Here is a 21,765-nt window from a genome sequence, read left to right as displayed (position 1 = left end):
TCAGAAGCAGCTTTCGGACAAGCGCAACCGCGCGAAGGCAGCGAATGCGCGAACATGCGTGTTCCATCACCGTCCAAGGAAAGGCACCCCATGAACATCGCGCCACTCAAGGTCTCTCTGCTCTCCCTCGCCCTGCTCCTCTCCCCCGTAGCCAGCCTCCCCGCCCATGCGGCCTGCACCGCCAACCTGGCCCTGCAACCCGCCAGCAGCCTGCCCGCGCTCGGCGGGCGCCTGGTCTACCACAGCTATATGGAGTACGGGGACGGCTCCTCGAACCTCTACCTGCACGATTTCAAGAGCAAGAGCACCCGCCAGCTCAACCAGCCCGGCTGGAACATCGAGGACCCGATGAATGCGCATTTCTCCCCGGACGGCCGCTACCTGACCTTCATGGGCCGCCAGAATGGCGCCTGGCACGTGTTCGCCTGGGCCATCGGCGGTACCCAGGCGCCGAGCAACCTGACCGCGGCCATCGGCGGTCGCAACGAGGATCCGAAGTTCTCCTTCGACGGCCGCCAGGTCGTGCTCAAGCACGAGGGCGACATCCGCCTCGCCACCCTGGTCTTCAATGGCGATGGCAGCGTCGGCGTGAGCGCCTGGAAAGCCGTGACCGGCGACGGCTGGAGCACCGAGGAGTCGATGCCGTTCCTCACACCCTCAGGCAAGTACGTGGTCTACGCGACAGGAGCCGGCGACAGCCTGCGGGTGGTGCGCAGGAACCTGGAGAACGGCCAGGTCAGCGCCCTCGCCACCCCGGCCGCGGGGGGCCGCGACTATTACCCGGTGGTACGCGACTACACCGCCTACTTCCTCTCGCGTACCCAGCCGGCCGGCAACGACCAGTTGGCCATGGTCGTACCCAACAGCCCGCCCGGCACCCCGGCGATCCTGCCGCTCAACCACTGCCAGGGCGACAATTCCGACGCCGCGCCGGTGAACGAGGACTACCTGATCTTCTCCAGCACTTCGTTCGACCCGACCTACAGCCTGCTCCTCGGCGACATCGCCGCGGCGCGGGTCTGGCGTCTCGACCCGGCGCAGATCAACCTGCCCGACGGTCGGCAGAAGCTCGGCGCCAGCTATACCGCGGCACGCTGAAAGCAGCCCGCACAGGCGCGGACCTGAGGGTCCGCGCCGGTTCCGAACAGACCCGACACAGGCCGGCGAATCGGGTTAACATTACCCTCTTTTGCACCGTCCAAAGCCCGCTTCCGAAGGCCCGTATGACCGACCTCTCCCAGCACACGCCGATGATGCAGCAGTACTTCAAACTGAAGCATCAGCACCCCGACCAATTGATGTTCTATCGCATGGGCGACTTCTACGAGCTGTTCTACGAGGACGCGAAGAAGGCCGCCAAACTGCTCGACATCACCCTGACCGCACGCGGCCAGTCCGGCGGCAAGGCGATCCCGATGGCAGGCATTCCCTTCCATTCCGCGGAGGGCTACCTGGCCAAGCTGGTCAAGCTCGGCGAGTCGGTGGCGATCTGCGAGCAGATCGGCGATCCGGCCACCAGCAAGGGGCCGGTGGAGCGCCAGGTGGTGCGGATCATCACCCCCGGCACGGTGAGCGACGAGGCGCTGCTCGACGAACGCCGCGACAACCTGCTGGCGGCGATCCTCGGCGACGAGCGCCTGTTCGGCCTCGCCGTGCTGGACATCACCAGCGGCCGCTTCAGCGTCCAGGAGATAAAAGGCTGGGAAACCCTGCTGGCCGAACTGGAGCGCCTCAACCCGGCCGAGCTGCTGATTCCCGACGACTGGCCACAGGGCCTGCCGGCGGAGAAGCGCCGCGGCGTACGTCGCCGCGCGCCATGGGACTTCGATCGCGACTCGGCGCACAAGAGCCTCTGCCAGCAATTCGGCACCCAGGACCTGAAAGGCTTCGGCTGCCAGAACCTGACCCTGGCCATCGGCGCCGCCGGCTGCCTGCTCGCCTACGCCAAGGAAACCCAGCGTACCGCCCTGCCGCACCTGCGCAGCCTGCGCCACGACCGCCTCGATGACACGGTGATCCTCGACGGTGCCAGCCGCCGCAACCTGGAGCTGGATATCAACCTCAGCGGTGGCCGCGAGAACACCCTGCAATCGGTGGTCGACCGCTGCCAGACCGCCATGGCCAGCCGCCTGATGAGCCGCTGGCTGAACCGTCCGCTGCGCGACCGCGCGGTACTGGAAGCCCGCCAGGAGTCCATCGCCTGCCTGCTGGAACGCTACCGCTTCGAGAACCTGCAACCGCAGCTCAAGGAAATCGGCGACCTCGAACGCATCCTCGCCCGCATCGGCCTGCGCAACGCCCGCCCTCGCGACCTGGCGCGCCTGCGCGACGCGCTGGCGGCGCTGCCGGACCTGCAGAACGCCATGACCGAACTGGAAGCGCCGCACCTGCAGGCGCTGGCCACCACCATCGGCACCTATCCCGAACTCGCCGAACTGCTGGCCAAGGCGATCATCGACAACCCGCCAGCGGTGATCCGCGACGGTGGCGTGATCAAGACCGGCTATGACGCCGAGCTGGACGAGCTGCAGGCGCTGAGCGAAAACGCCGGGCAATTCCTGATGGACCTGGAAGCGCGCGAGAAGGCCCGCACCGGCCTGCCCAACCTGAAGGTCGGCTACAACCGCATCCATGGCTACTTCATCGAGCTGCCACGGGTACAGGCCGAACAGGCTCCGGCCGACTACATCCGCCGGCAGACCCTGAAAGGCGCCGAGCGCTTCATCACGCCGGAACTGAAGGCCTTCGAGGACAAGGCGCTGTCGGCCCAGAGCCGCGCCCTGGCCCGCGAGAAGGCGCTCTACGAAGAGCTGCTGGAACGCCTGATCGGCCACCTCGCTCCGCTCCAGGACAGCGCCTCGGCGCTGGCGGAACTGGACGTGCTGGCGAATCTCGCCGAACGCGCGCTGAACCTCGACCTGAATCGCCCGCGGTTCGTCGAACACACCTGCCTGCACATCGAGCAAGGCCGCCATCCGGTGGTCGAGCAGGTGCTGGAGACACCGTTCGTGGCCAACGACCTGGCGCTGGATGCCGACACCCGGATGCTGGTGATCACCGGTCCGAACATGGGCGGTAAATCCACCTACATGCGGCAAACCGCGCTGATCGTGCTGCTTGCGCACATCGGCAGCTTCGTTCCGGCTGCACGCTGCGAGCTGTCCCTGGTGGACCGCATCTTCACCCGCATCGGCTCGTCCGACGACCTTGCCGGCGGCCGCTCGACCTTCATGGTGGAGATGAGCGAAACCGCCAACATCCTGCACAACGCCACCGACAAGAGCCTGGTGCTGATGGATGAGGTCGGCCGCGGCACCAGCACCTTCGACGGCCTGTCGCTGGCCTGGGCAGCGGCCGAGGACCTGGCCCGGACTCGCGCCTTCACCCTGTTCGCCACCCACTATTTCGAACTGACCGTACTGCCGGAAAGCCAGCCCGCGGTAGCCAACGTGCACCTGAACGCGACCGAGCACAATGAACGCATCGTGTTCCTGCACCATGTACTGCCGGGACCGGCGAGCCAGAGCTACGGCCTCGCGGTGGCCCAGTTGGCCGGCGTGCCGGCCCCGGTAATCCAGCGCGCCCGCGAACACCTCAAGCGCCTGGAAACCACCAGCCTGCCGCACGAGATGCCGAGCCAGCAGAGCGGCAAGCCCGCCTCGCCGATGCAGAGCGACCTGTTCGCCAGCCTGCCGCACCCGGTGATCGATGAATTGTCGAGGATCAATCCCGACGATATCAGCCCGCGGCAAGCTCTCGATCTGTTATATGCATGGAAGATGCGGGTCTGACGGACTACCGCACAAGCTGCTAGAATCGCGCGCGCTTAGCCGCCCGCCTGAGGAGAGAACTAGAAAATGACCTTCGTCGTCACCGACAACTGCATCAAGTGCAAATACACCGACTGCGTGGAAGTCTGCCCGGTAGACTGCTTCTACGAAGGACCCAACTTCCTGGTCATCCATCCGGACGAGTGCATCGACTGCGCCCTGTGCGAGCCCGAATGTCCGGCCCAGGCGATTTTCTCCGAAGACGAAGTGCCGGAGAACATGCAGGAATTCATCGAGCTGAACAGCGAGCTGGCGGAAATCTGGCCGAACATCACCGAGAAGAAGGATGCCCTGCCCGACGCCGAGGAATGGGACGGCGTCGCCGGCAAGCTCCAGCATCTGGAGCGCTGATACGCCAAGGCCCGCAAACAGCGGGCCTTTTCTTTGGCGACGAGTAAAACGGCAGGCAAAAAAAAGGGGCGGGGTATTACCCCGCCCACTCTTCAGTCCCTCGTCATCATCCTGATGAATCGCCTCCCTGGCGACGTCCCTTCCCCGATCCTTCGGGGTTGCGTGTTCCCTGTACGCAGGAGTGATATTAGCGATTCCCAGTGCTCCCGCAACCTGCCAGAAAACCCAGCGAAGCTTCTTCGGCAGCCATTTTAGAAAAATATATTCCTTTAATTTCAATAAGTTACTTAAATTCACCGAGCGTTTTTGGCAAACCTCCCGGGCATTTATCTACTTAGGCTCACACGCCGTGTAAGTTAATGCTTACAAGAGCAGACACAAAAAACCCGGCGAACGCCGGGTCTTCAGTGGGTCTAAGGTTTTCCGTCACTGGAACAGCGCGTCACTCGACAGGCCATTCTTCTCCAGGATCTCCCGCAGGCGCTTCAGCGCCTCGACCTGGATCTGACGAACCCGCTCGCGGGTCAGGCCGATTTCCTGGCCGACCTCTTCCAGCGTGCTGCTTTCGTGCCCGCGCAAGCCGAAGCGGCGAATCACCACCTCACGCTGCTTGTCGGTGAGTTCCGTCAGCCACTGGTCGATGCTTTCGCTGAGATCGTCATCCTGCAGCAGCTCGCACGGGTCGGTGGGGCGATCGTCGGTGAGCGTATCCAGCAGGGTCTTGTCCGAGTCCGGACCAAGAGAGACGTCCACCGAAGTCACCCGTTCGTTCAGGCCGAGCATGCGCTTGACCTCGGCGACCGGCTTCTCCAGCAGGTTGGCGATTTCTTCGGGGGAAGGTTCGTGGTCGAGCTTGTGGGTCAGTTCCCGCGCCGCACGCAGGTAGACGTTGAGCTCCTTGACCACATGGATCGGCAAGCGAATGGTCCGGGTCTGGTTCATGATGGCCCGTTCGATGGTCTGGCGGATCCACCAGGTGGCGTAGGTCGAGAACCGGAATCCGCGCTCCGGATCGAACTTCTCCACGGCGCGGATCAGGCCTAGGTTGCCTTCCTCGATCAGGTCGAGCAGGGACAGTCCGCGATTGACATAGCGCCGGGCGATCTTCACCACCAACCGCAGGTTGCTCTCGATCATCCGCTTCCGACCAGCGGGATCGCCCTTCTGCGCCAGACGAGCGAAGTGGACTTCCTCTTCGGGCGTCAACAGGGGCGAGAAACCGATTTCGTTGAGATACAGCTGCGTTGCGTCCAACGCGCGCGTGTAGTCGATGTGCTTGTGTTGTTTGGAAGAGAAGGAAGTGGTGGCTTTTGGAGTTGCCCGGGGAGAAGGCTGCTCGTCGGCAGACGACTCGTCCAGCATGATGCCGGGCTCCAGGAGGAGCACTTCATCATCGTGGTCAAACTCCGGCCCTTCTTTTTTGAGTGCCATGTCGTTATCCCTTGCATGAGTTCGACTCAAGCCCGGGCGATTCCTTTCCCGCTGGACACGCCCGGACCCGCTCACCTACATGATGTGGGCGGGCGAACTCCCGGTCAGCGACGTGGCAAATATTGCAGTGGATCGACAGGCTTACCCTGGCGGCGAATCTCGAAGTGCAGCTTCACCCGATCGGTTCCTGTGGAGCCCATCTCGGCAATCGATTGCCCTACCTTGACCTGTTGCCCTTCCCGCACCAGCAGCCTGCGGTTGTGACCGTAGGCACTCACGTAGGTCTCGTTGTGTTTGATGATGACCAACTCGCCGTAGCCCCGCAAACCACTACCGGCGTATACAACGGTCCCACCAGACGCAGCCAGGACAGGCTGGCCCAATTGACCGGCTATATCAATCCCTTTATTCAAACTTCCGTTTGAGGCAAAACGGCCGATCAGAGTACCGCTCGCGGGCCATGCCCACCCCCCCACCGCAGGCCCCGCGACGACGGGAGTCGCGCCGCTGCTGGGTGGGGTCGTGGTCGAGGCCGGAGCCGGTGCGGGCTTGGCAGGTACCGACGTACTAACTGCGGGTGGAACCGGGGTAGGCTTGGTCGCCACGGGCGCAGCGACGACCGGCGTGTTTTTCGCGACGGACGGTTGCGTCGATGCCCGCCCACCAAATTGGATAGCTTGACCGACCTGGATGGTATAGGGCGGCGCGATGCCATTGCGCGCGGCCAGGGCTTTCCAGTCCCAGCCGAAGCGGAAGGCAATGGAATACAGGGTGTCGCCGCGGCGCACGATGTACTGCCCGCTGGTGACCGGCGTACGCCGCGCAGCGGCAGGCGCGGAACCGTTGCGATCGACGACCTTGACCCCGCCGGGAGGCGACGACGAACAGGCGGCGAGAAGGGAACAGACGACGGCCCCGAGCAACAGGTGGCAGCCACCGTAGAGCCGAGTCCATTGCCGCAGGGTCGCTGCTAGCCTCAATCCTTCCCCCTTATCCATCTTCTTCGCTTTCGTTCAATCGGGCCGGCGACGCCGGCCGCCGGCTCAGGCGATCGGGCCGTTGAGCAGCGGGACGAAACGTACCGAGTCGAGTACCTGGCGGCTGAACCCGTCCTCGGTGCGGACGATCAGCATCAGTTGCTGGACCTCGCCGCCACCGACCGGGATCACCAGGCGCCCCCCCGGGGCCAACTGGTCCAGCAACGACTGCGGGACTTCCGTGGCCGCCGCGGTGACGATGATTCCATTGTAGGGAGCCAACGCCGACCAGCCTTCCCAGCCATCGCCCCAACGAAAGACAACATTACGCAGGTTTAGCTCCGCAAGACGCTCCTTGGCCTTGTCCTGCAACGCCTGGATCCGCTCGACGGAGAAGACCCGCTCGACCAGTTGAGCCAGCACCGCGGTCTGGTAGCCGGACCCGGTACCGATCTCCATGACCTTGTCCAGCGGGCCGGCCGCCAGCAGCAACTCGGTCATCCGCGCCACCATGAACGGCTGGGAAATGGTCTGGTTGTGGCCGATCGGTAGGGCAGTGTCTTCGTAGGCGCGATGCGAGAGCGCCTCGTCGACGAACAGATGACGCGGCGTGCGGCGGATCACCTCGAGCACGTGGGCGTTGGACAGACCTTCTTCGTACAGGCGCTGGATCAGGCGCTCTCGGGTACGCTGGGAGGTCATGCCGATACCCCGGCGATGCAGGTCTTCGGACATCACGTCAGTCCTCCCAGCCACTCGTCGAGGCCGCCGAAGGCTTCGTGGAAGGTACGGTCCAGCTGCAACGGAGTGATCGACACGTAGCCTTGCATGACCGCGTGGAAATCCGTCCCCGGCCCGCCGTCCTCGGCATCGCCGGCCGCGGCGATCCAGTAGCCTTCCTTGCCGCGCGGATTGACCACCTTCACCGGTGCGGCGGCACGGGCACGGTGCCCGAGGCGGGTCAGTTGGATACCACGTACGCGATCCAGCGGCAGGTTCGGGATATTGACGTTGAGCACGGTACGCGGCGGCACGGCCAGGCGCTCGTGGGCGGAGACCAGCAGGCGGGCGAAGTGCATGGCAGTGGGCAGGTTGTCCGTCAACCGCGAGACCAGCGAGAAGGCGAAGGCCGGCCCCTTCAGGAAGCGCCCTTCGATGGCCGCCGCCACGGTACCGGAATAGAGGACGTCATCGCCGAGGTTGGCGCCCAGGTTGATACCCGAGACCACCATGTCCGGCAATTCCTCCAGCAAGCCGTTCAGGCCCAGGTGCACGCAGTCGGTCGGCGTGCCGTTGAGGCTGATGAATCCGTTGTCCAGGCGCTGCGGGTGCAGCGGGCGGTCCAGCGTCAGGGAACTGCTGGCGCCGCTCTTGTCCTGGTCGGGGGCGATCACTACGCAATCGGCATGATCCGCCAGCGCGTCGTAAAGCGCGGCGATACCGGGTGCGGTCACCCCGTCGTCGTTGGCAATCAGTATGCGCATGGGTTTTCCGTCTGCCCTGTCGGTACCAGGTCGAGGATTTCACGCACCACTACGGTGGCGAAACAACCGGCCGGCAGGACGAATTCCAGTTGCAGAACATCAGGTTCGGGATAATGCCACGCCAGCCCCTGGATGGGGAGCCGCAGGATGCGCCGTTCGTGCGCCATGCCCGCCTTCGCCAGCCAGCGGCAGAGCGCCGGCTCGCGCCCGGCCAGGGCCAGCTCGCGTTCGAGGACGCCGGCGCCGCTCGGCGGATCGCCCTCGCCCCAGAGCGGTCCGGTGGGGTGCAGGTCGAGGGCGGCCAGACGGGCATCGCGGCATTCTTCCTCGCCAGCGAGGAAAAAGCTGCGGCTGTCGGTGAAGGCCAGCAGGTCGCCGACCGCTGCCCGGTTCCAGCTACCCTCCGCGACCCGCTCGGCGAGCAGGCGATTGAACAGGTAGCTGCGCCCGGCGGAAAGGAAGCGCGAACGCAGGTTGCGGTTCGCCGGCAGCAGGTCCTGTTCCGCGCAACTGCGCGCGTCGACCAGGTTGCCGCCGCCGTGGCCGAAGCGTTGCAGGCCGAAATAATTGGGCACGCCGTCCGCGGCGATACGTTCCAAGCGCGCGTCGAGAACGGCACGCTCCGCCCGCAGCCCGGTCAGACGCAGGGTGAAGCCGTTGGCGGCATGCGCGCCTCGCTGCAACTTGCGCGAATGACGGGTGCAGCGAAGAATCCGCAGGTCCGCGCCCTCGGCTGCACCCAGGTCGGGATCGGCCTTGCCCGGCAGGTGCAGGCTGAACCATTGCCGGGTCAGGGCCTGGCGGTCCTTCAACCCGGCGTAGCTGACGTTCTTCTGCTGCACGCCGGCGGCGCGGCCGAGGCGACGGGCCGCCTCCTCGGTGTTCAATCCGCGCTTTTCCACCCACAACCAGAGGTGCTCGCCTTCACCGCTGAGGGGAATGTCCAGCACCTCGTCGACCTGGAAGTCCTCGGCCACGGCCTTGAGCACCGCCTCGCCGCAGGCTGCCCCATGGGCGCGCGGCCCGAGCAGGTCGAGTTCGCCGAGAACGCTCATCGGGCCATCAGCAAAGCGACCGCATGTACAGCAATGCCCTCTTCGCGTCCGGTGAAACCTAGCCGCTCGGTAGTGGTGGCCTTGACGTTGACCTGGTCGACCGCGACGCCGAGGTCCTCGGCGATCAACCCGCGCATGGTCTCGATGTGCGGCGCCATCTTCGGCGCCTGGGCGACGATGGTGGCATCGACGTTGCCGACCTTCCAGCCCTTCTCGGCGACGATGGCGACCACGTGTCGCAGCAGCGCGCGACTGTCGGCGCCCTTGAACCGCGGGTCGGTGTCCGGGAAGTGCTTGCCGATGTCGCCCAGCGCCGCCGCGCCGAGCAGCGCATCGGACAAGGCGTGCAGCAGCACGTCGCCGTCGGAGTGGGCGACCAGCCCATGTTTGTGGGGAATGCGCACGCCGCCGAGGGTGATGAAGTCGCCCTCGCCGAAGCGATGCACGTCGTAGCCATGGCCAATTCGCATGAAAAAACGCCCTGGTTGGAATCAGGGCGTGATTCTACCCCGGATCGGGACAGGCTTCAGGTATCGCGGATCAACCGTTGAGAACCCCGGCATGATGGCGCAGGTGATCCTCGATGAAACTGGCGATGAAGTAGTAGCTGTGGTCGTAGCCTGGTTGCAGACGCAGCTCCAGCGGGTGGCCGGCCTTGTCCGCCGCATTGCGTAGCGCTTCCGGCTTGAGCTGGACGGCGAGGAAGTCGTCGCGCTCGCCCTGGTCGACCAGGATCGGCAAGCGTTCGGACGCACCCTCGAGCAACGCACAGGCATCCCACTCGCGCCAGGCCGCCGGGTCCTCGCCCAGGTAGCGGGAGAACGCCTTCTGGCCCCAGGGGCAATCGCTCGGATGGCAGATCGGCGCGAAGGCCGACAGCGACAGGTAGCGCCCCGGGTTGCGCAGCGCGCAAACCAGCGCGCCATGCCCACCCATCGAGTGCCCGCTGATGCCGCGCCGCCGGGACACCGGGAAATGCGCCTCGATCAGCGCCGGCAACTCGTGCACCACGTAGTCGTGCATGCGGTAGTGCGCGGCCCAGGGCTCCTGCGTGGCGTTCAGGTAGAAGCCTGCGCCCAGGCCGAAGTCCCAGGCGCCGTCGGGATCGCCGGGGACACCGCTGCCGCGCGGGCTGGTATCCGGCGCCACCAGTACCAATCCCAGTTCGGCGGCGACCCGCTGGGCGCCGGCCTTCTGCATGAAGTTCTCGTCGGTACAGGTCAGCCCGGACAGCCAGTACAGGGCCGGCAGCGCCGCCTCCGGCTCGGCCTGGGGCGGCAGGTAGATGGCGAAGACCATCTCGCAGTTCAGGGTCCGGGAAAAATGACGGTAACGCTGGTGCCAGCCGCCGAAGGTCTTCTGGCTGCCGATCAGTTCGAGGGAATCCTTCACGTGACCTCCGTGAAACGGTCGTGGCGAGCCGCAGGGCCCGCCGCGACGGCTTGTCAGTAATGAATGACGGTGCGGATGCTCTTGCCTTCGTGCATCAGCTCGAAGGCCTCGTTGATGTCCTCCAGCCCCATGGTGTGGGTGATGAAGGTATCCAGCGGGATCTCGCCCTTCTGCGCCTTCTCGACATAGCTCGGCAGCTCGCTGCGCCCGCGCACCCCGCCGAACGCCGAACCGCGCCAGACGCGGCCGGTGACCAGTTGGAACGGCCGGGTGCTGATTTCCTGGCCGGCACCGGCGACACCGATGATCACCGACTCGCCCCAGCCCTTGTGGCAGCATTCCAGCGCGGCGCGCATCAACTGCACGTTGCCGACGCACTCGAAGGAGTAGTCGACGCCGCCATCGGTCAGTTCGACGATGACGTCCTGGATCGGCTTGTCGTAGTCCTTCGGATTGATGAAGTCGGTGGCGCCCAGTTCCCTGGCGATATCGAACTTGCCCGGGTTGATGTCGACCGCGATGATGCGCGCGGCCTTGGCCATCTTCGCCCCGATGATCGCTGCCAGGCCGATGCCGCCCAGGCCGAAGATGGCAACGGTAGCGCCCTCTTCCACCTTGGCGGTGTTCAGCACGGCACCGATCCCGGTGGTGACGCCGCAGCCAAGCAGGCAGACCTTCTCCAGCGGGGCATCCTTGGGAATCTTCGCCAGGGAAATTTCCGGCAGCACGGTGTATTCGGAGAAGGTCGAGCAGCCCATGTAGTGGAAGACCGGCTCGCCCTTGTAGGAGAAACGGCTGGTGCCGTCGGGCATCAGGCCCTTGCCCTGGGTGGCGCGCACGGCCTGGCAGAGGTTGGTCTTGCCGGACAGGCAGAATTTGCACTTGCCGCACTCGGCGGTGTAGAGCGGGATGACATGGTCGCCCACCTGCAGGGAGGTCACGCCCTCGCCCACCGCTTCGACGATGCCGCCACCTTCGTGGCCCAGGATGCACGGGAACACCCCCTCGGAATCCTGGCCGGACAGGGTGTACGCGTCGGTATGGCAGACGCCGGTGGCGACGATGCGCACCAGTACCTCGCCCTTCTGCGGCGGCGCCACATCCACCTCGACGATTTCCAACGGCTTGTTGGGGGCGAAGGCGACGGCGGCACGGGACTTGATCATCTGGGAACTCCTGAACGATGGAAGCCGGCGGGCCGCTAAGCGACCCACTGAAACGGAAAGTGTAGAAAACCGCGTTTCAAGGAATAATCAGGCAATAATCAAAACATTATTGCCATACAGGGACAATCCAGATGAATCGCTGGGAAGGACTCGACGAATTCGTCGCTGTCGCCGAAACCGGGCAGTTCACCGCGGCAGCCGAACGCATGGGCGTTTCCTCGTCGCACATCAGCCGCCAGGTCGCCCGCCTGGAGGAGCGCCTGCAGACCCGCCTGCTCTACCGCAGCACCCGGCGAGTATCGCTGAGCGAAGCCGGACAGACCTTCCTGCAACATTGCCAGCGCCTGCAGGACGCCCGCGACGAAGCCCTGCGCGCGGTCAGCGACCTCTCCGCGGAGCCCAAGGGCCTGCTGCGCATGACCTGCGCGGTAGCCTACGGCGAACGTTTCATCGTGCCACTGGTGAATGCCTTCATGGCCGACTATCCGCAACTGCGGGTCGACATCGAGCTGTCCAACCGCCAGTTGGACCTGCTCCACGAGGGCTTCGACCTGGCCATCCGCCTCGGCCGCCTGAGCGATTCGCGATTGGTCGCCACACGGTTGGCACCACGCGTCATGTACCTCTGCGCCACCCCGGAATACCTGCGCCGCCACGGCACTCCGCAGTCGCCGGCGGAACTCGGCCAGTTCAACTGCCTGATCGGCAGCAGCGACCTGTGGAGCTTCCTCGAGGACGGCCGGGAAACCCAGCACCGGGTCCAGGGCAACTGGCGCTGCAACAGCGGCCAGGCGGTGCTCGACGCCGCCCTGCGCGGCTTCGGCCTGTGCCAGCTGCCCGACTACTATGTGATCGAGCATCTGCGCAACGGCCGCCTGGTCTCCCTGCTGGAAGGCCACCAGCCGCCGAATACCGCGGTATGGGCGCTGTACCCGCAGCAGCGGCACCTGTCGCCGAAAGTCAGGCAACTGGTGGACTATCTCAAGGAAGGCCTGGCGCAATCCCATCCGGGACTCGCCGGGGAGAAAAACCTGCGCTGAAGCAGTAAGGCGATTCACCGCTGCGATAGACTTGGCGGTTTCCCGTTCCACCCGCTATCGATTCAAGGAAGTCGCATGTCTGCCTTCAATGCGTTTCGCCAACGCTACCTGGTGAGGTTCTGGTCGCCGCTGCCGGCGCTGGTCGCCCTCGGCGTCGCCTCCGCCTACTACTTCGCGCTCACCGGCACCTTCTGGGCGGTGACCGGCGAATTCACCCGCTGGGGCGGCCACGTGCTGTCCTGGTTCGGCTACCAGCCACAGGACTGGAGCTACTTCAGGCTGATCGGCCTTCAAGGCACGCCGCTGGACCGGATCGACGGAGTGATGATCATCGGCATGTTCCTCGGCGCCCTGTGCTGCGCCCTCTGGGCCGGCAACGTCAGCCTGCGCTGGCCGACCAGCAAACGTCGCCTGCTGCAGGGTCTGGTCGGCGGTATCGTCGCCGGCTTCGGCGCGCGCCTGGCGATGGGCTGCAACCTGGCGGCGTTCTTCACCGGTATCCCGATGTTTTCCCTGCACGCCTGGGCCTTCATGTTCGCCACCGTCGGCGGCGCCTGGATCGGCGTGAAGATCAGCCTGCTGCCGCTCCTGCGCACACCGCTGAAAGTCGGCGCCACGGCCAGCGCCCTGCCCAGCGCCGAAAGCCTGGCCCGACGCGCACGCCTGCAGGCCCGCCTGGGCCTGGCGGTGCTGGCGCTCGCCGCGCTGTTCGCCGCCTGGCGCTTCGAGGTATCGCTGGTGCTGGGCATGGCCTGCCTGTTCGGCCTGCTGTTCGGCGGCCTGATCGAGCGCGCGCAGATCTGCTTCACCAGCGCCGCACGGGACCTCTGGACCACCGGCCGGACCCGCGCCGCCTTCGGCATCCTGCTCGGCATGGCGGCCGCCTGCATCGGTACCTTCGCCGCGATCCGCCTGGGCGTCGCGCCGAAGATCTTCTGGATGGGCCCGAATGCGATCATCGGCGGCATTCTCTTCGGCATCGGCATCGTCCTCGCCGGCGGTTGCGAGACCGGCTGGATGTACCGCTCGATGGAGGGCCAGGTGCACTTCTGGGTGGTCGGCATCGGCAACGTCATCGGCGGAACCCTGGTGGCGATCTTTTGGGACCAGTTGGGCACCCGCCTCGCCCTGCCCTATCCCAAGCTCAACCTGCTGGAAAGCTTCGGGCCCGGCAACGGCCTGCTATTGACCTTCGCCGGCCTGGCCCTGTGCCTGCTGCTGGTGCAACTGAACGCCTCCCGATTCACCCGACCGCGGAAACCGAACCATGAGCCAGACCGACAAACCGACCCTGTCGCTTGACCTGCGCGGCGAACATTGCCCGTACAACGCCATCGCCACCCTGGAAACCCTGGCGACCATGCAGCCGGGCGAACACCTGGAAGTGGTCACCGACTGCTCGCAATCGGTCCACGGGATTCCCGAAGATACCCAGCGCCAGGGCTACAAATGCCTGGCGGTGGAGCAGCATGGCGCGCTGTTCCGCTTCCTCATAGAGGTGCCGCTGGAAAGCTGAACGAGCGAGCCTGCAACGACAAGAAAGCCGACCCTCGGGTCGGCTTTCTTGTGCCAGGGTTCAGTGCGGAAAACTGCGCTGCAGGCGCAGCAGGTCTTCCGGGGTGGTGATCTTCAGGTTGTCGGCGCGCCCTTCCACCAGCTTCGGCGCATAGCCGGCCCACTCCATCGCCGAAGCCTCGTCGGTGATCGCCACGCCGGCCACCAACGCATCGGCCAGCGCCCGGTGCAGGGCGCCGAGGCGGAACATCTGCGGCGTATAGGCCAGCCAGACCACCGAGCGGTCGATGGTTTCGCTGACCCGGCCGTCGCGGTCGGAGCGCTTGAGAGTGTCCCTCGCCGGCACCGCCAGCAGCCCGCCGACCGGATCTTCGGCGAGTTCTTCGAGCAGGCGGTCGAGGTCGCCGCGGGTCAGGTTCGGCCGCGCGGCGTCATGCACCAGCACCCAGTCGTCGGCCTGTGCCCCCAACTCCAGCAGGCGCAGCAAGCCGTTCAACACCGAGCCGGCGCGCTCGGCGCCCCCGGCGGCGCGCTGCACATGCCGGCTGGCGGCGCAGTCCAGCCCGGGCCAGTAGGGATCGTCCTCGGCCAGGCAGACCACCAGGCCCCTGAGCATCGGGTGTTCGAGGAAACAATCGAGGGTGCGCTCGATCACGGTGCGACCGGCAAGATCGAGATATTGCTTCGGGCGGTCGGCGCGCATGCGCGAACCCACGCCGGCGGCGGGGATCACCGTCCAGAAGGCGGGAAGGTCGGAAGTCGTCATCGGGAGAAGGGTCGTCAGCTCACTTGGCGAGCTGGTAGAGGGTTTCGCCGTCCTTGACCATGCCGAGCTCGTGCCGCGCACGCTCCTCGACGGTCTCGGTGCCTTTCTTCAGCTCGGCGACTTCGGCTTCGAGAATCCGGTTGCGCTCCAGCAGGCGCTCGTTCTCGCCATGCTGGTCGGCGATCTGCTTCTGCAGGTCGCGCACCTGCGCCAGGCTGCCATCGCCGACCCACAGGCGATATTGCAGGCCCGCCAGCGCCAGGATCAGCACCACGAACAGCCAGTAGGGGCTACGTAACCTCAAGCCTCGAACTCCTTGAGAAGAAAAGGGGTGGCTCTTGCCACCCCTTCACCGTACCAGACTAGGCTCAGCCGCGGAATTCCGCGCGACCACGGTACGGCGCCTTGGCGCCCAGTTGCTCTTCGATGCGCAGCAACTGGTTGTACTTGGACACGCGGTCGGAGCGGCACAGCGAACCGGTCTTGATCTGACCGGCGGCGGTACCCACGGCCAGGTCGGCGATGGTCGAGTCCTCGGTTTCGCCGGAGCGGTGCGAGATCACCGCGGTATAGCCGGCGGCCTTGGCCATCTGGATGGCTTCCAGGGTCTCGGTGAGCGAACCGATCTGGTTGAACTTGATCAGGATCGAATTGCCGATGCCCTTCTCGATGCCTTCCTTGAGGATCTTGGTATTGGTCACGAACAGGTCGTCGCCGACCAGTTGGACCTTGGCGCCGATCTTGTCGGTCAGGCCTTTCCAGCCGGCCCAGTCGGACTCGTCCATGCCGTCCTCGATGGAGATGATCGGGTAGCGCTGGGTCAGGCCGGCCAGGTAGTCGGCGAAACCGGCGGCGTCGAATACCTTGCCTTCGCCTTCCAGGTCGTACTTGCCGTCCTTGAAGAACTCGCTGGAGGCGCAGTCCAGGGCCAGGGTCACGTCGTCGCCCAGCTTGTAGCCGGCCTTCTCGACGGCCTCGGCGATGGCGGCCAGGGCGTCTTCGTTGGACGACAGGTTCGGCGCGAAGCCGCCTTCATCACCGACGGCGGTGTTCAGGCCACGGGCCTTCAGCACGGCCTTGAGGTGATGGAAGATCTCGGCGCCCATGCGCAGCGCCTCGGCGAAGTTCTTCGCGCCGACCGGCTGGACCATGAATTCCTGGATATCGACGTTGTTGTCCGCATGCTCGCCGCCGTTGATGATGTTCATCATCGGCACCGGCATGGAGTACTGGCCGGGAGTGCCGTTGAGGTCGGCGATGTGCGCGTACAGCGGTACGCCCTTGGCCTGTGCGGCGGCCTTGGCGGCAGCCAGGGACACCGCGAGGATCGCGTTGGCGCCCAGCTTGGCCTTGTTCTCGGTGCCGTCCAGCTCGATCATCGCGTGGTCGAGGGCTTTCTGGTCGGCCGCATCCTTGCCCAGCAGCAGGTCGCGGATCGGGCCGTTGATGTTGGCCACGGCTTTCAGCACGCCCTTGCCCAGGTAACGGCTCTTGTCGCCATCGCGCAGCTCGAGGGCCTCGCGGGAACCGGTGGAAGCACCGGAAGGCGCGCAGGCGCTGCCGACGATGCCGTTGTCCAGGATCACGTCCGCTTCAACGGTAGGGTTGCCGCGGGAGTCCAGGACCTCACGGCCCTTGATGTCGACGATCTTTGCCATTCTTGTTAACACTCCGAAGTGAATGAACGGGGCGGTCTGAGGAGACTAGGCAGTCTCGATTGCAGGAAAGCTCTTGATCAGCTCGTCCAGTTGCTTGAGCTGGGACAGGAAGGCTTCGAGTTTGTTCAGGCGCAGCGCGCACGGACCGTCGCACTTGGCGTGCTCGGGGTCCGGATGGGCCTCGAGGAACAGCCCGGCGAGCTTCTGGCTGAGCCCGGCCTTGGCCAGGTCGGTGACCTGGGCGCGCCGGCCGCCGGCGGAGTCCGCGCGACCGCCAGGCATCTGCAGGGCGTGGGTGACGTCGAAGAATACCGGGTACTCGAACTGCTTCATGATGCCGAAGCCGAGCATGTCGACCACCAGGTTGTTGTAACCGAAGGAGGAGCCGCGCTCGCAGAGGATCAGGCGGTCGTTACCGGCTTCCTCGCACTTGGTCAGGATGTGCTTCATCTCCTGGGGCGCGAGGAACTGGGCCTTTTTGATATTGATCACCGCGTTGGTCCTGGCCATCGCCACCACCAGGTCGGTCTGTCGCGAGAGGAAGGCCGGCAGCTGGATGATGTCGCAGACCTCGGCCACCGGCTGGGCCTGGAACGGCTCGTGGACATCGGTGATGACCGGTACCTTGAAGGTCTTCTTGATCTCTTCGAAGATCTTCATTCCCTCTTCCAGGCCCGGACCACGGAACGAGTGGATCGAGGAACGGTTGGCCTTGTCGAAGCTGGCCTTGAACACATAGGGGATACCGAGTTTCTCGGTAACCCGTACGTATTCTTCGCAGACCTGCATGGCCAGGTCGCGCGACTCCAGCACGTTCATGCCGCCGAACAGCACGAACGGCAGGTCGTTGCCGATCTGGATATCGCCGACGCGAACGATCTTCTGTGCCATGCTCAGGCCTTCCCGGAATATTTCAGCGCGGCGTTGACGAAACCGCTGAACAGCGGGTGGCCATCACGCGGTGTGGAGGTGAACTCCGGGTGGAACTGGCAGGCGACGAACCACGGATGCTCCGGGGCCTCGACCACTTCCACCAGGGCGCCGTCGCCGGAGCGGCCGGAAATCTTCAGGCCGGCCTGTTCCAGTTGCGGCAGCAGGTTGTTGTTCACTTCGTAGCGATGGCGATGGCGCTCGACGATCACGTCCTTGGCATAGCAGTCGTGCACCAGGGTGCCGGTCTGCAGCTGGCACTCCTGGGCGCCCAGGCGCATGGTGCCGCCCAGGTCGGAAGCTTCGGTGCGGATCTCGGTGGCGCCGGTCGCGTCCTGCCATTCGGTGATCAGGCCGACCACCGGATGGCCGCTGGACTTGTCGAACTCGGTGGAGTTGGCGTCGCTCCAGCCGAGCACGTTGCGGGCGTATTCGATGACCGCGACCTGCATGCCCAGGCAGATGCCCAGGTAGGGGATCTTGTTCTCGCGGGCGTACTGCACGGTGCTGATCTTGCCTTCCACGCCGCGCAGGCCGAAGCCGCCCGGGACCAGGATGGCGTCGACGCCTTCCAGCAGGCTGGTGCCCTGCTGCTCGATGTCTTCGGAGTCGATGTAGCGCAGGTTGACCTTGGTGCGGCTCTGGATGCCGGCGTGGGTCATCGCCTCGATCAGCGACTTGTACGCGTCCAGCAGTTCCATGTACTTGCCGACCATGGCGATGGTGACTTCACGCTCGGGGTTGAGCTTGGCATCGACCACCCGGTCCCATTCGGACAGGTCGGCCTGCCCGCACTCCAGGCCGAAGCGCTCGACGACGATGTCGTCCAGGCCCTGGGCATGCAGCACCGACGGGATGCGGTAGATGGTGTCGACGTCTTCCAGGGCGATCACCGCGCGCTCCTCGACGTTGGTGAAGAGCGCGATCTTGCGCCGCGAGGAGACGTCGATCGGGTGGTCGGAACGGCAGACCAGCACGTCCGGTTGCAGGCCGATGGAGCGCAGCTCCTTGACCGAGTGCTGGGTCGGCTTGGTCTTGGTCTCGCCGGCGGTGGCGATGTACGGGACCAGGGTCAGGTGCATCAGCATCGCGCGCTTGGCGCCGATCTCGACGCGCAGTTGGCGGATCGCCTCGAGGAACGGCTGCGACTCGATGTCGCCGACGGTGCCACCGATCTCCACCAGGGCGACGTCGGCATCGCCGGCGCCCTTGATGATGCGCCGCTTGATCTCGTCGGTGATGTGCGGGATCACCTGCACGGTGGCGCCCAGGTAGTCGCCGCGGCGTTCCTTGCGCAACACGTCCATGTAGACGCGGCCGGTGGTGAAGTTGTTGTTCTGGGTCATGGTGGTACGAACGAAGCGCTCGTAATGGCCCAGGTCCAGGTCGGTCTCGGCGCCGTCCTGGGTCACGAAGACCTCACCGTGCTGGAACGGGCTCATGGTGCCCGGGTCCACGTTGATGTAAGGGTCCAGCTTGAGCATCGTGATCTTCAGGCCACGCGCTTCCAAGATCGCAGCCAGAGAAGCCGAAGCGATGCCTTTCCCCAATGAAGAAACAACACCACCCGTGACGAAGATGTAGCGCGTCATGAAAAACCCTAGAAGTCAGCGTTTAGGCGGGATCAACCGCCGGGGATTCGGAGAAGGGAGGCCAGCTCCCGCCACGGACAAATCCGTGGGCAAAGCAAACTCCTGCTGATTCCGGAGGGAATCGGCGGGAGCAGTACAAGACGGGAGCGTAGTCTACTGGAAACGGCTTACTAGCTCAAACCCGGGTCGTTCGTCGGCGGGCTCCAGGACAGTCGCCAGCCCCCCTCGCGGGGACTGTCCAGGCCAGGAATGTTGGCCACCGCGAGCAGTTCGTCGGCTCGGAAGAGCAGCGGCAAACGACCGCGCAGGAAGCTCGGTACGCCCGCTTCGTTGAGCAATCGCTTGAGGTCGCGGCGACCGCGCCCGGCCAGGGCCAGCACCTCCCCACCCCGCCGGTAGTCGACGCGCAACGGCCCCGCCGGAACCTCGCCGAGCAACGCCAGCCGACCATTGCCGGGAAGAAGCAATGGATGAGCGGGACGCTCCCAGACGAACGGTCCCGCCGCCGCCCGCCAGTCCGCCGGCAACCACCAGATCCGCCCCGCGCCGCGACGCAGCTCGCCGCTCTCCAGGCGCCAGATCGGGTCGGCATCGTCGCCGGCATCGCGCAACGACTCCCAGCCGGCCCAGTGGTCACTGTCCGGCAACCGCGTCAGCTGCCCCAGCCAGGCCCGCAGCAGGTTGCGCTGGCGCGCAGCGCTGAGGCGGCGCAGAGGCTCCAGGGCGATCCGGGGCAGATCCAGCCAGTCCGGCCAATCCAGTTCCGAGGGTTGGCGGCAGGCCCGGAGGTCGATGGCGGCCAGTTCAGCCAGCAGGTCTTCGGCCTCGCGCAGATGCGCCGCGCAGCGCGCCATGCCGGCGACGGCCTGCGGCCAGTGGGAGGCGAGACGCGGCATGATCTCCCGGCGCAGGTAGTTGCGCGAGAAGCGCGGATCCTGGTTGGAAGGATCCTCCACCCAGTCCAGCCGGTGCGCCTGCGCATAGGCTTCCAGTTCGGCGCGGGAAACCCCGAGCAAGGGACGGCACAGGCGGCCGCCGCCCAGCGGCCGGCTCGCCGGCATCGCCGCCAGGCCGCGCAGGCCCGCTCCACGCAACAGGCGGAACAGCAGGGTCTCGGCCTGGTCGTCGAGGTGCTGCGCGGTGAGCAGCACCTGTCCCTCGCCCAGGTTCGCCTGGAATGCGCGATAGCGGGCGTCGCGCGCCGCCTGCTCGATGCTGCCGCCAACGGCGACCTGCACCCGCTCGACCCGCAGCGGGATACCCAGCGACCGGCAGACCACCTGGCAGTGCGCCGGCCAACCGTCCGCCGCAGCCTGCAAGCCATGGTGGACATGCAGCGCCGACAGCGCCGGCAAGGCTTCGCTCCGGGCCAGTTGGGCGAGCAGATGCAGCAACACCGTGGAATCCAGCCCGCCGGAAAACGCCACGCACCAGCCCCCCGCTTCGCGCCAGGGCGCCAGGGCCTGTAACAGACGGGATTCGAGCGGCACCGCCGGCATGCTTGCGCTCCTCATGCGACAAGCCCGGCGAATGCCGGGCTTGTCGATCGTACCAGTGCGCCGGATGGCTTACGGCGCGCCGTAGCTCATCAGGCGGTCGTAACGACGCTCCAGCAACTCACCCATTTCCAGGCCCTGGAGCATCTTCAGTTGCGCCAGCAGTTCGCCACGGATCGATTCGGCCATGCTCGCCGGATCGCGATGGGCGCCGCCCAGCGGTTCGTCGATGACCTTGTCGACGATGCCCAGGCCTTTCAGGCGCTCGGCGGTGATGCCCATGGCCTCGGCGGCTTCCGGCGCCTTCTCGGCGGTCTTCCAGAGGATGGAGGCGCAGCCTTCCGGCGAGATCACCGAATAGGTGGAGTATTGCAGCATGTTCAACTGGTCGCAGACACCGATGGCCAGCGCGCCGCCGGAACCGCCCTCGCCGATCACGGTGGCGATGATCGGCGTCTTCAGTCGCGCCATCACCCGCAGGTTCCAGGCGATCGCCTCGCTCTGGCCGCGTTCCTCGGCATCGATGCCCGGGTAGGCGCCGGGCGTGTCGATGAAGGTGAGGATCGGCATCTTGAAGCGTTCGGCCATTTCCATCAGGCGGCAGGCCTTGCGATAGCCTTCCGGACGCGGCATGCCGAAGTTGCGCCGGACCTTCTCACGGACTTCGCGGCCTTTCTGGTGGCCGATGACCATCACCGGGGAACCGTCGAGGCGGGCAACGCCACCGACGATCGCCGGGTCGTCGGCGAAATGCCGGTCGCCGTGCAGTTCCTCGAAATCGCTGAACAGGTAGCCGATGTAGTCGAGGGTATAGGGACGCTTGGGATGGCGCGCGAGCTGGGCGATCTGCCAACTGGACAGATTGCCGAAGATGTTTTCGGTGAGCGCCTTGCTCTTGTCCTGCAGACGCGAGATTTCGTCACTGATGTTCAGCGCATTGTCGTTGCCCACCAGGCGCAGCTCTTCGATCTTGGCTTGCAGGTCGGCGATCGGCTGTTCGAAATCAAGAAAGTTCGGGTTCATAGGCTTCCGTCGTGCGCAGATTCTAGTGGGCCGTTTCCGTTTGGCGCCCTACCTTACGG

The 21,765-nt window shown here is 65.5% G+C and carries 21 protein-coding genes; 6 read left to right on the top strand and 15 right to left on the bottom strand.

Annotation, left to right across the window (positions count from 1 at the left end):
• Nucleotides 1–90: 90 nt before the first annotated feature.
• From FHW81_RS03360 to fdxA, 3 genes are all read left to right on the top strand, one after another.
• The gene (locus FHW81_RS03360) at nucleotides 91–1,098 is read left to right on the top strand and encodes a TolB family protein (protein ID WP_003098486.1); all 1,008 of its coding nucleotides are present in this window, start codon (nucleotides 91–93) and stop codon (nucleotides 1,096–1,098) included.
• A 125-nt stretch (nucleotides 1,099–1,223) separates the two neighbouring features.
• The gene (gene mutS / locus FHW81_RS03355) at nucleotides 1,224–3,791 is read left to right on the top strand and encodes a DNA mismatch repair protein MutS (protein WP_003113873.1); all 2,568 of its coding nucleotides are present in this window, start codon (nucleotides 1,224–1,226) and stop codon (nucleotides 3,789–3,791) included.
• 66 nt (nucleotides 3,792–3,857) lie between these two features.
• A complete protein-coding gene (fdxA, locus tag FHW81_RS03350; protein WP_003119354.1) occupies nucleotides 3,858–4,181 on the top strand; it encodes a ferredoxin FdxA in 324 nt (107 codons plus the stop codon).
• Between the two features lie 426 nt (nucleotides 4,182–4,607).
• Here the strand turns inward: fdxA and rpoS are convergent, their stop codons facing one another.
• The 8 genes from rpoS to FHW81_RS03310 all read right to left on the bottom strand — a co-directional run bounded on the left by rpoS (nucleotide 4,608) and on the right by FHW81_RS03310 (nucleotide 11,686).
• Complete coding sequence (gene rpoS, locus FHW81_RS03345; RefSeq protein ID WP_003113871.1) at nucleotides 4,608–5,612, bottom strand: RNA polymerase sigma factor RpoS; 1,005 nt, start codon at nucleotides 5,610–5,612, stop codon at nucleotides 4,608–4,610.
• A 104-nt stretch (nucleotides 5,613–5,716) separates the two neighbouring features.
• Nucleotides 5,717–6,610, bottom strand: a complete 894-nt coding sequence (locus FHW81_RS03340) for a peptidoglycan DD-metalloendopeptidase family protein (RefSeq protein ID WP_003115226.1) — start codon at nucleotides 6,608–6,610, stop codon at nucleotides 5,717–5,719.
• 45 nt (nucleotides 6,611–6,655) lie between these two features.
• Nucleotides 6,656–7,291: a protein-L-isoaspartate(D-aspartate) O-methyltransferase gene (locus FHW81_RS03335; RefSeq protein WP_003098558.1), complete on the bottom strand. Its 636-nt coding sequence runs from the start codon at nucleotides 7,289–7,291 to the stop codon at nucleotides 6,656–6,658.
• A gap of 32 nt (nucleotides 7,292–7,323) precedes the next feature.
• Entirely contained in the window at nucleotides 7,324–8,073 is a 750-nt protein-coding gene (gene surE / locus FHW81_RS03330; protein WP_003092341.1) for a 5'/3'-nucleotidase SurE, read from the bottom strand.
• The gene (gene truD / locus FHW81_RS03325; RefSeq protein WP_017148389.1) at nucleotides 8,061–9,128 is read right to left on the bottom strand and encodes a tRNA pseudouridine(13) synthase TruD; all 1,068 of its coding nucleotides are present in this window, start codon (nucleotides 9,126–9,128) and stop codon (nucleotides 8,061–8,063) included. Before truD ends, surE begins: the two co-directional genes overlap by 13 nt.
• Nucleotides 9,125–9,598 carry a 2-C-methyl-D-erythritol 2,4-cyclodiphosphate synthase gene (gene ispF / locus FHW81_RS03320; protein WP_003098560.1) on the bottom strand — a complete coding sequence of 158 codons (474 nt, stop codon included), beginning with the start codon at nucleotides 9,596–9,598 and terminating at the stop codon, nucleotides 9,125–9,127. Before ispF ends, truD begins: the two co-directional genes overlap by 4 nt.
• 70 nt (nucleotides 9,599–9,668) lie before the next feature.
• Complete coding sequence (gene fghA / locus FHW81_RS03315; protein ID WP_003113869.1) at nucleotides 9,669–10,520, bottom strand: S-formylglutathione hydrolase; 852 nt, start codon at nucleotides 10,518–10,520, stop codon at nucleotides 9,669–9,671.
• A gap of 53 nt (nucleotides 10,521–10,573) precedes the next feature.
• Nucleotides 10,574–11,686 carry an S-(hydroxymethyl)glutathione dehydrogenase/class III alcohol dehydrogenase gene (locus tag FHW81_RS03310; RefSeq protein WP_003092351.1) on the bottom strand — a complete coding sequence of 371 codons (1,113 nt, stop codon included), beginning with the start codon at nucleotides 11,684–11,686 and terminating at the stop codon, nucleotides 10,574–10,576.
• Nucleotides 11,687–11,817: 131 nt separating this feature from the next.
• Between FHW81_RS03310 and gfnR the strand changes: the two genes are divergently transcribed.
• From gfnR to yedF, 3 genes are all read left to right on the top strand, one after another.
• Complete coding sequence (gene gfnR, locus FHW81_RS03305; RefSeq protein WP_003122148.1) at nucleotides 11,818–12,726, top strand: glutathione-dependent formaldehyde neutralization regulator; 909 nt, start codon at nucleotides 11,818–11,820, stop codon at nucleotides 12,724–12,726.
• 75 nt (nucleotides 12,727–12,801) lie between these two features.
• Nucleotides 12,802–14,028, top strand: a complete 1,227-nt coding sequence (gene yedE / locus FHW81_RS03300; protein ID WP_016852566.1) for a selenium metabolism membrane protein YedE/FdhT — start codon at nucleotides 12,802–12,804, stop codon at nucleotides 14,026–14,028.
• Nucleotides 13,994–14,242, top strand: a complete 249-nt coding sequence (gene yedF / locus FHW81_RS03295; RefSeq protein WP_034033823.1) for a sulfurtransferase-like selenium metabolism protein YedF — start codon at nucleotides 13,994–13,996, stop codon at nucleotides 14,240–14,242. Before yedE ends, yedF begins: the two co-directional genes overlap by 35 nt.
• 60 nt (nucleotides 14,243–14,302) lie before the next feature.
• Here the strand turns inward: yedF and ispD are convergent, their stop codons facing one another.
• From ispD to accA, 7 genes are all read right to left on the bottom strand, one after another.
• Entirely contained in the window at nucleotides 14,303–15,007 is a 705-nt protein-coding gene (gene ispD / locus FHW81_RS03290; protein ID WP_003092359.1) for a 2-C-methyl-D-erythritol 4-phosphate cytidylyltransferase, read from the bottom strand.
• A gap of 19 nt (nucleotides 15,008–15,026) precedes the next feature.
• Nucleotides 15,027–15,311, bottom strand: a complete 285-nt coding sequence (gene ftsB, locus FHW81_RS03285) for a cell division protein FtsB (RefSeq protein WP_003098569.1) — start codon at nucleotides 15,309–15,311, stop codon at nucleotides 15,027–15,029.
• A gap of 64 nt (nucleotides 15,312–15,375) precedes the next feature.
• Nucleotides 15,376–16,665 carry a phosphopyruvate hydratase gene (gene eno / locus FHW81_RS03280; RefSeq protein WP_003092364.1) on the bottom strand — a complete coding sequence of 430 codons (1,290 nt, stop codon included), beginning with the start codon at nucleotides 16,663–16,665 and terminating at the stop codon, nucleotides 15,376–15,378.
• 45 nt (nucleotides 16,666–16,710) lie between these two features.
• Nucleotides 16,711–17,556, bottom strand: a complete 846-nt coding sequence (kdsA, locus tag FHW81_RS03275; protein ID WP_003092365.1) for a 3-deoxy-8-phosphooctulonate synthase — start codon at nucleotides 17,554–17,556, stop codon at nucleotides 16,711–16,713.
• Nucleotides 17,557–17,558: 2 nt separating this feature from the next.
• Nucleotides 17,559–19,187: a CTP synthase gene (locus FHW81_RS03270; protein ID WP_003092366.1), complete on the bottom strand. Its 1,629-nt coding sequence runs from the start codon at nucleotides 19,185–19,187 to the stop codon at nucleotides 17,559–17,561.
• Nucleotides 19,188–19,357: 170 nt separating this feature from the next.
• On the bottom strand, nucleotides 19,358–20,686 hold the full coding sequence (gene tilS, locus FHW81_RS03265; protein WP_003119350.1) for a tRNA lysidine(34) synthetase TilS: 1,329 nt from the start codon (nucleotides 20,684–20,686) through the stop codon (nucleotides 19,358–19,360).
• 69 nt (nucleotides 20,687–20,755) lie between these two features.
• Nucleotides 20,756–21,706, bottom strand: a complete 951-nt coding sequence (accA, locus tag FHW81_RS03260) for an acetyl-CoA carboxylase carboxyl transferase subunit alpha (RefSeq protein WP_003109333.1) — start codon at nucleotides 21,704–21,706, stop codon at nucleotides 20,756–20,758.
• Nucleotides 21,707–21,765 lie beyond the last annotated feature (59 nt).

Origin of the sequence: Pseudomonas sp. RC10-4-2, from assembly GCF_050433085.1 — a bacterium.
Lineage (GTDB): Bacteria > Pseudomonadota > Gammaproteobacteria > Pseudomonadales > Pseudomonadaceae > Pseudomonas > Pseudomonas aeruginosa.
This window is presented reverse-complemented; position numbering and strand designations above follow the sequence as displayed.

Bases quoted from the DNA above. Each gene is read 5' to 3' on its own strand.
- tilS (WP_003119350.1), bottom strand. From the start codon at position 20,686: ATGCCGGCGGTGCCGCTCGAATCCCGTCTGTTACAGGCCCTGGCGCCC.
- FHW81_RS03310 (WP_003092351.1), bottom strand. From the start codon at position 11,686: ATGATCAAGTCCCGTGCCGCCGTCGCCTTCGCCCCCAACAAGCCGTTG.
- yedE (WP_016852566.1), top strand. From the start codon at position 12,802: ATGTCTGCCTTCAATGCGTTTCGCCAACGCTACCTGGTGAGGTTCTGG.
- FHW81_RS03360 (WP_003098486.1), top strand. From the start codon at position 91: ATGAACATCGCGCCACTCAAGGTCTCTCTGCTCTCCCTCGCCCTGCTC.
- ispD (WP_003092359.1), bottom strand. From the start codon at position 15,007: ATGACGACTTCCGACCTTCCCGCCTTCTGGACGGTGATCCCCGCCGCC.
- yedF (WP_034033823.1), top strand. From the start codon at position 13,994: ATGAGCCAGACCGACAAACCGACCCTGTCGCTTGACCTGCGCGGCGAA.
- FHW81_RS03340 (WP_003115226.1), bottom strand. From the start codon at position 6,610: ATGGATAAGGGGGAAGGATTGAGGCTAGCAGCGACCCTGCGGCAATGG.
- accA (WP_003109333.1), bottom strand. From the start codon at position 21,706: ATGAACCCGAACTTTCTTGATTTCGAACAGCCGATCGCCGACCTGCAA.
- FHW81_RS03270 (WP_003092366.1), bottom strand. From the start codon at position 19,187: ATGACGCGCTACATCTTCGTCACGGGTGGTGTTGTTTCTTCATTGGGG.
- mutS (WP_003113873.1), top strand. From the start codon at position 1,224: ATGACCGACCTCTCCCAGCACACGCCGATGATGCAGCAGTACTTCAAA.
- FHW81_RS03335 (WP_003098558.1), bottom strand. From the start codon at position 7,291: ATGACCTCCCAGCGTACCCGAGAGCGCCTGATCCAGCGCCTGTACGAA.
- eno (WP_003092364.1), bottom strand. From the start codon at position 16,665: ATGGCAAAGATCGTCGACATCAAGGGCCGTGAGGTCCTGGACTCCCGC.
- surE (WP_003092341.1), bottom strand. From the start codon at position 8,073: ATGCGCATACTGATTGCCAACGACGACGGGGTGACCGCACCCGGTATC.
- truD (WP_017148389.1), bottom strand. From the start codon at position 9,128: ATGAGCGTTCTCGGCGAACTCGACCTGCTCGGGCCGCGCGCCCATGGG.
- rpoS (WP_003113871.1), bottom strand. From the start codon at position 5,612: ATGGCACTCAAAAAAGAAGGGCCGGAGTTTGACCACGATGATGAAGTG.
- kdsA (WP_003092365.1), bottom strand. From the start codon at position 17,556: ATGGCACAGAAGATCGTTCGCGTCGGCGATATCCAGATCGGCAACGAC.
- ispF (WP_003098560.1), bottom strand. From the start codon at position 9,598: ATGCGAATTGGCCATGGCTACGACGTGCATCGCTTCGGCGAGGGCGAC.
- gfnR (WP_003122148.1), top strand. From the start codon at position 11,818: ATGAATCGCTGGGAAGGACTCGACGAATTCGTCGCTGTCGCCGAAACC.
- fdxA (WP_003119354.1), top strand. From the start codon at position 3,858: ATGACCTTCGTCGTCACCGACAACTGCATCAAGTGCAAATACACCGAC.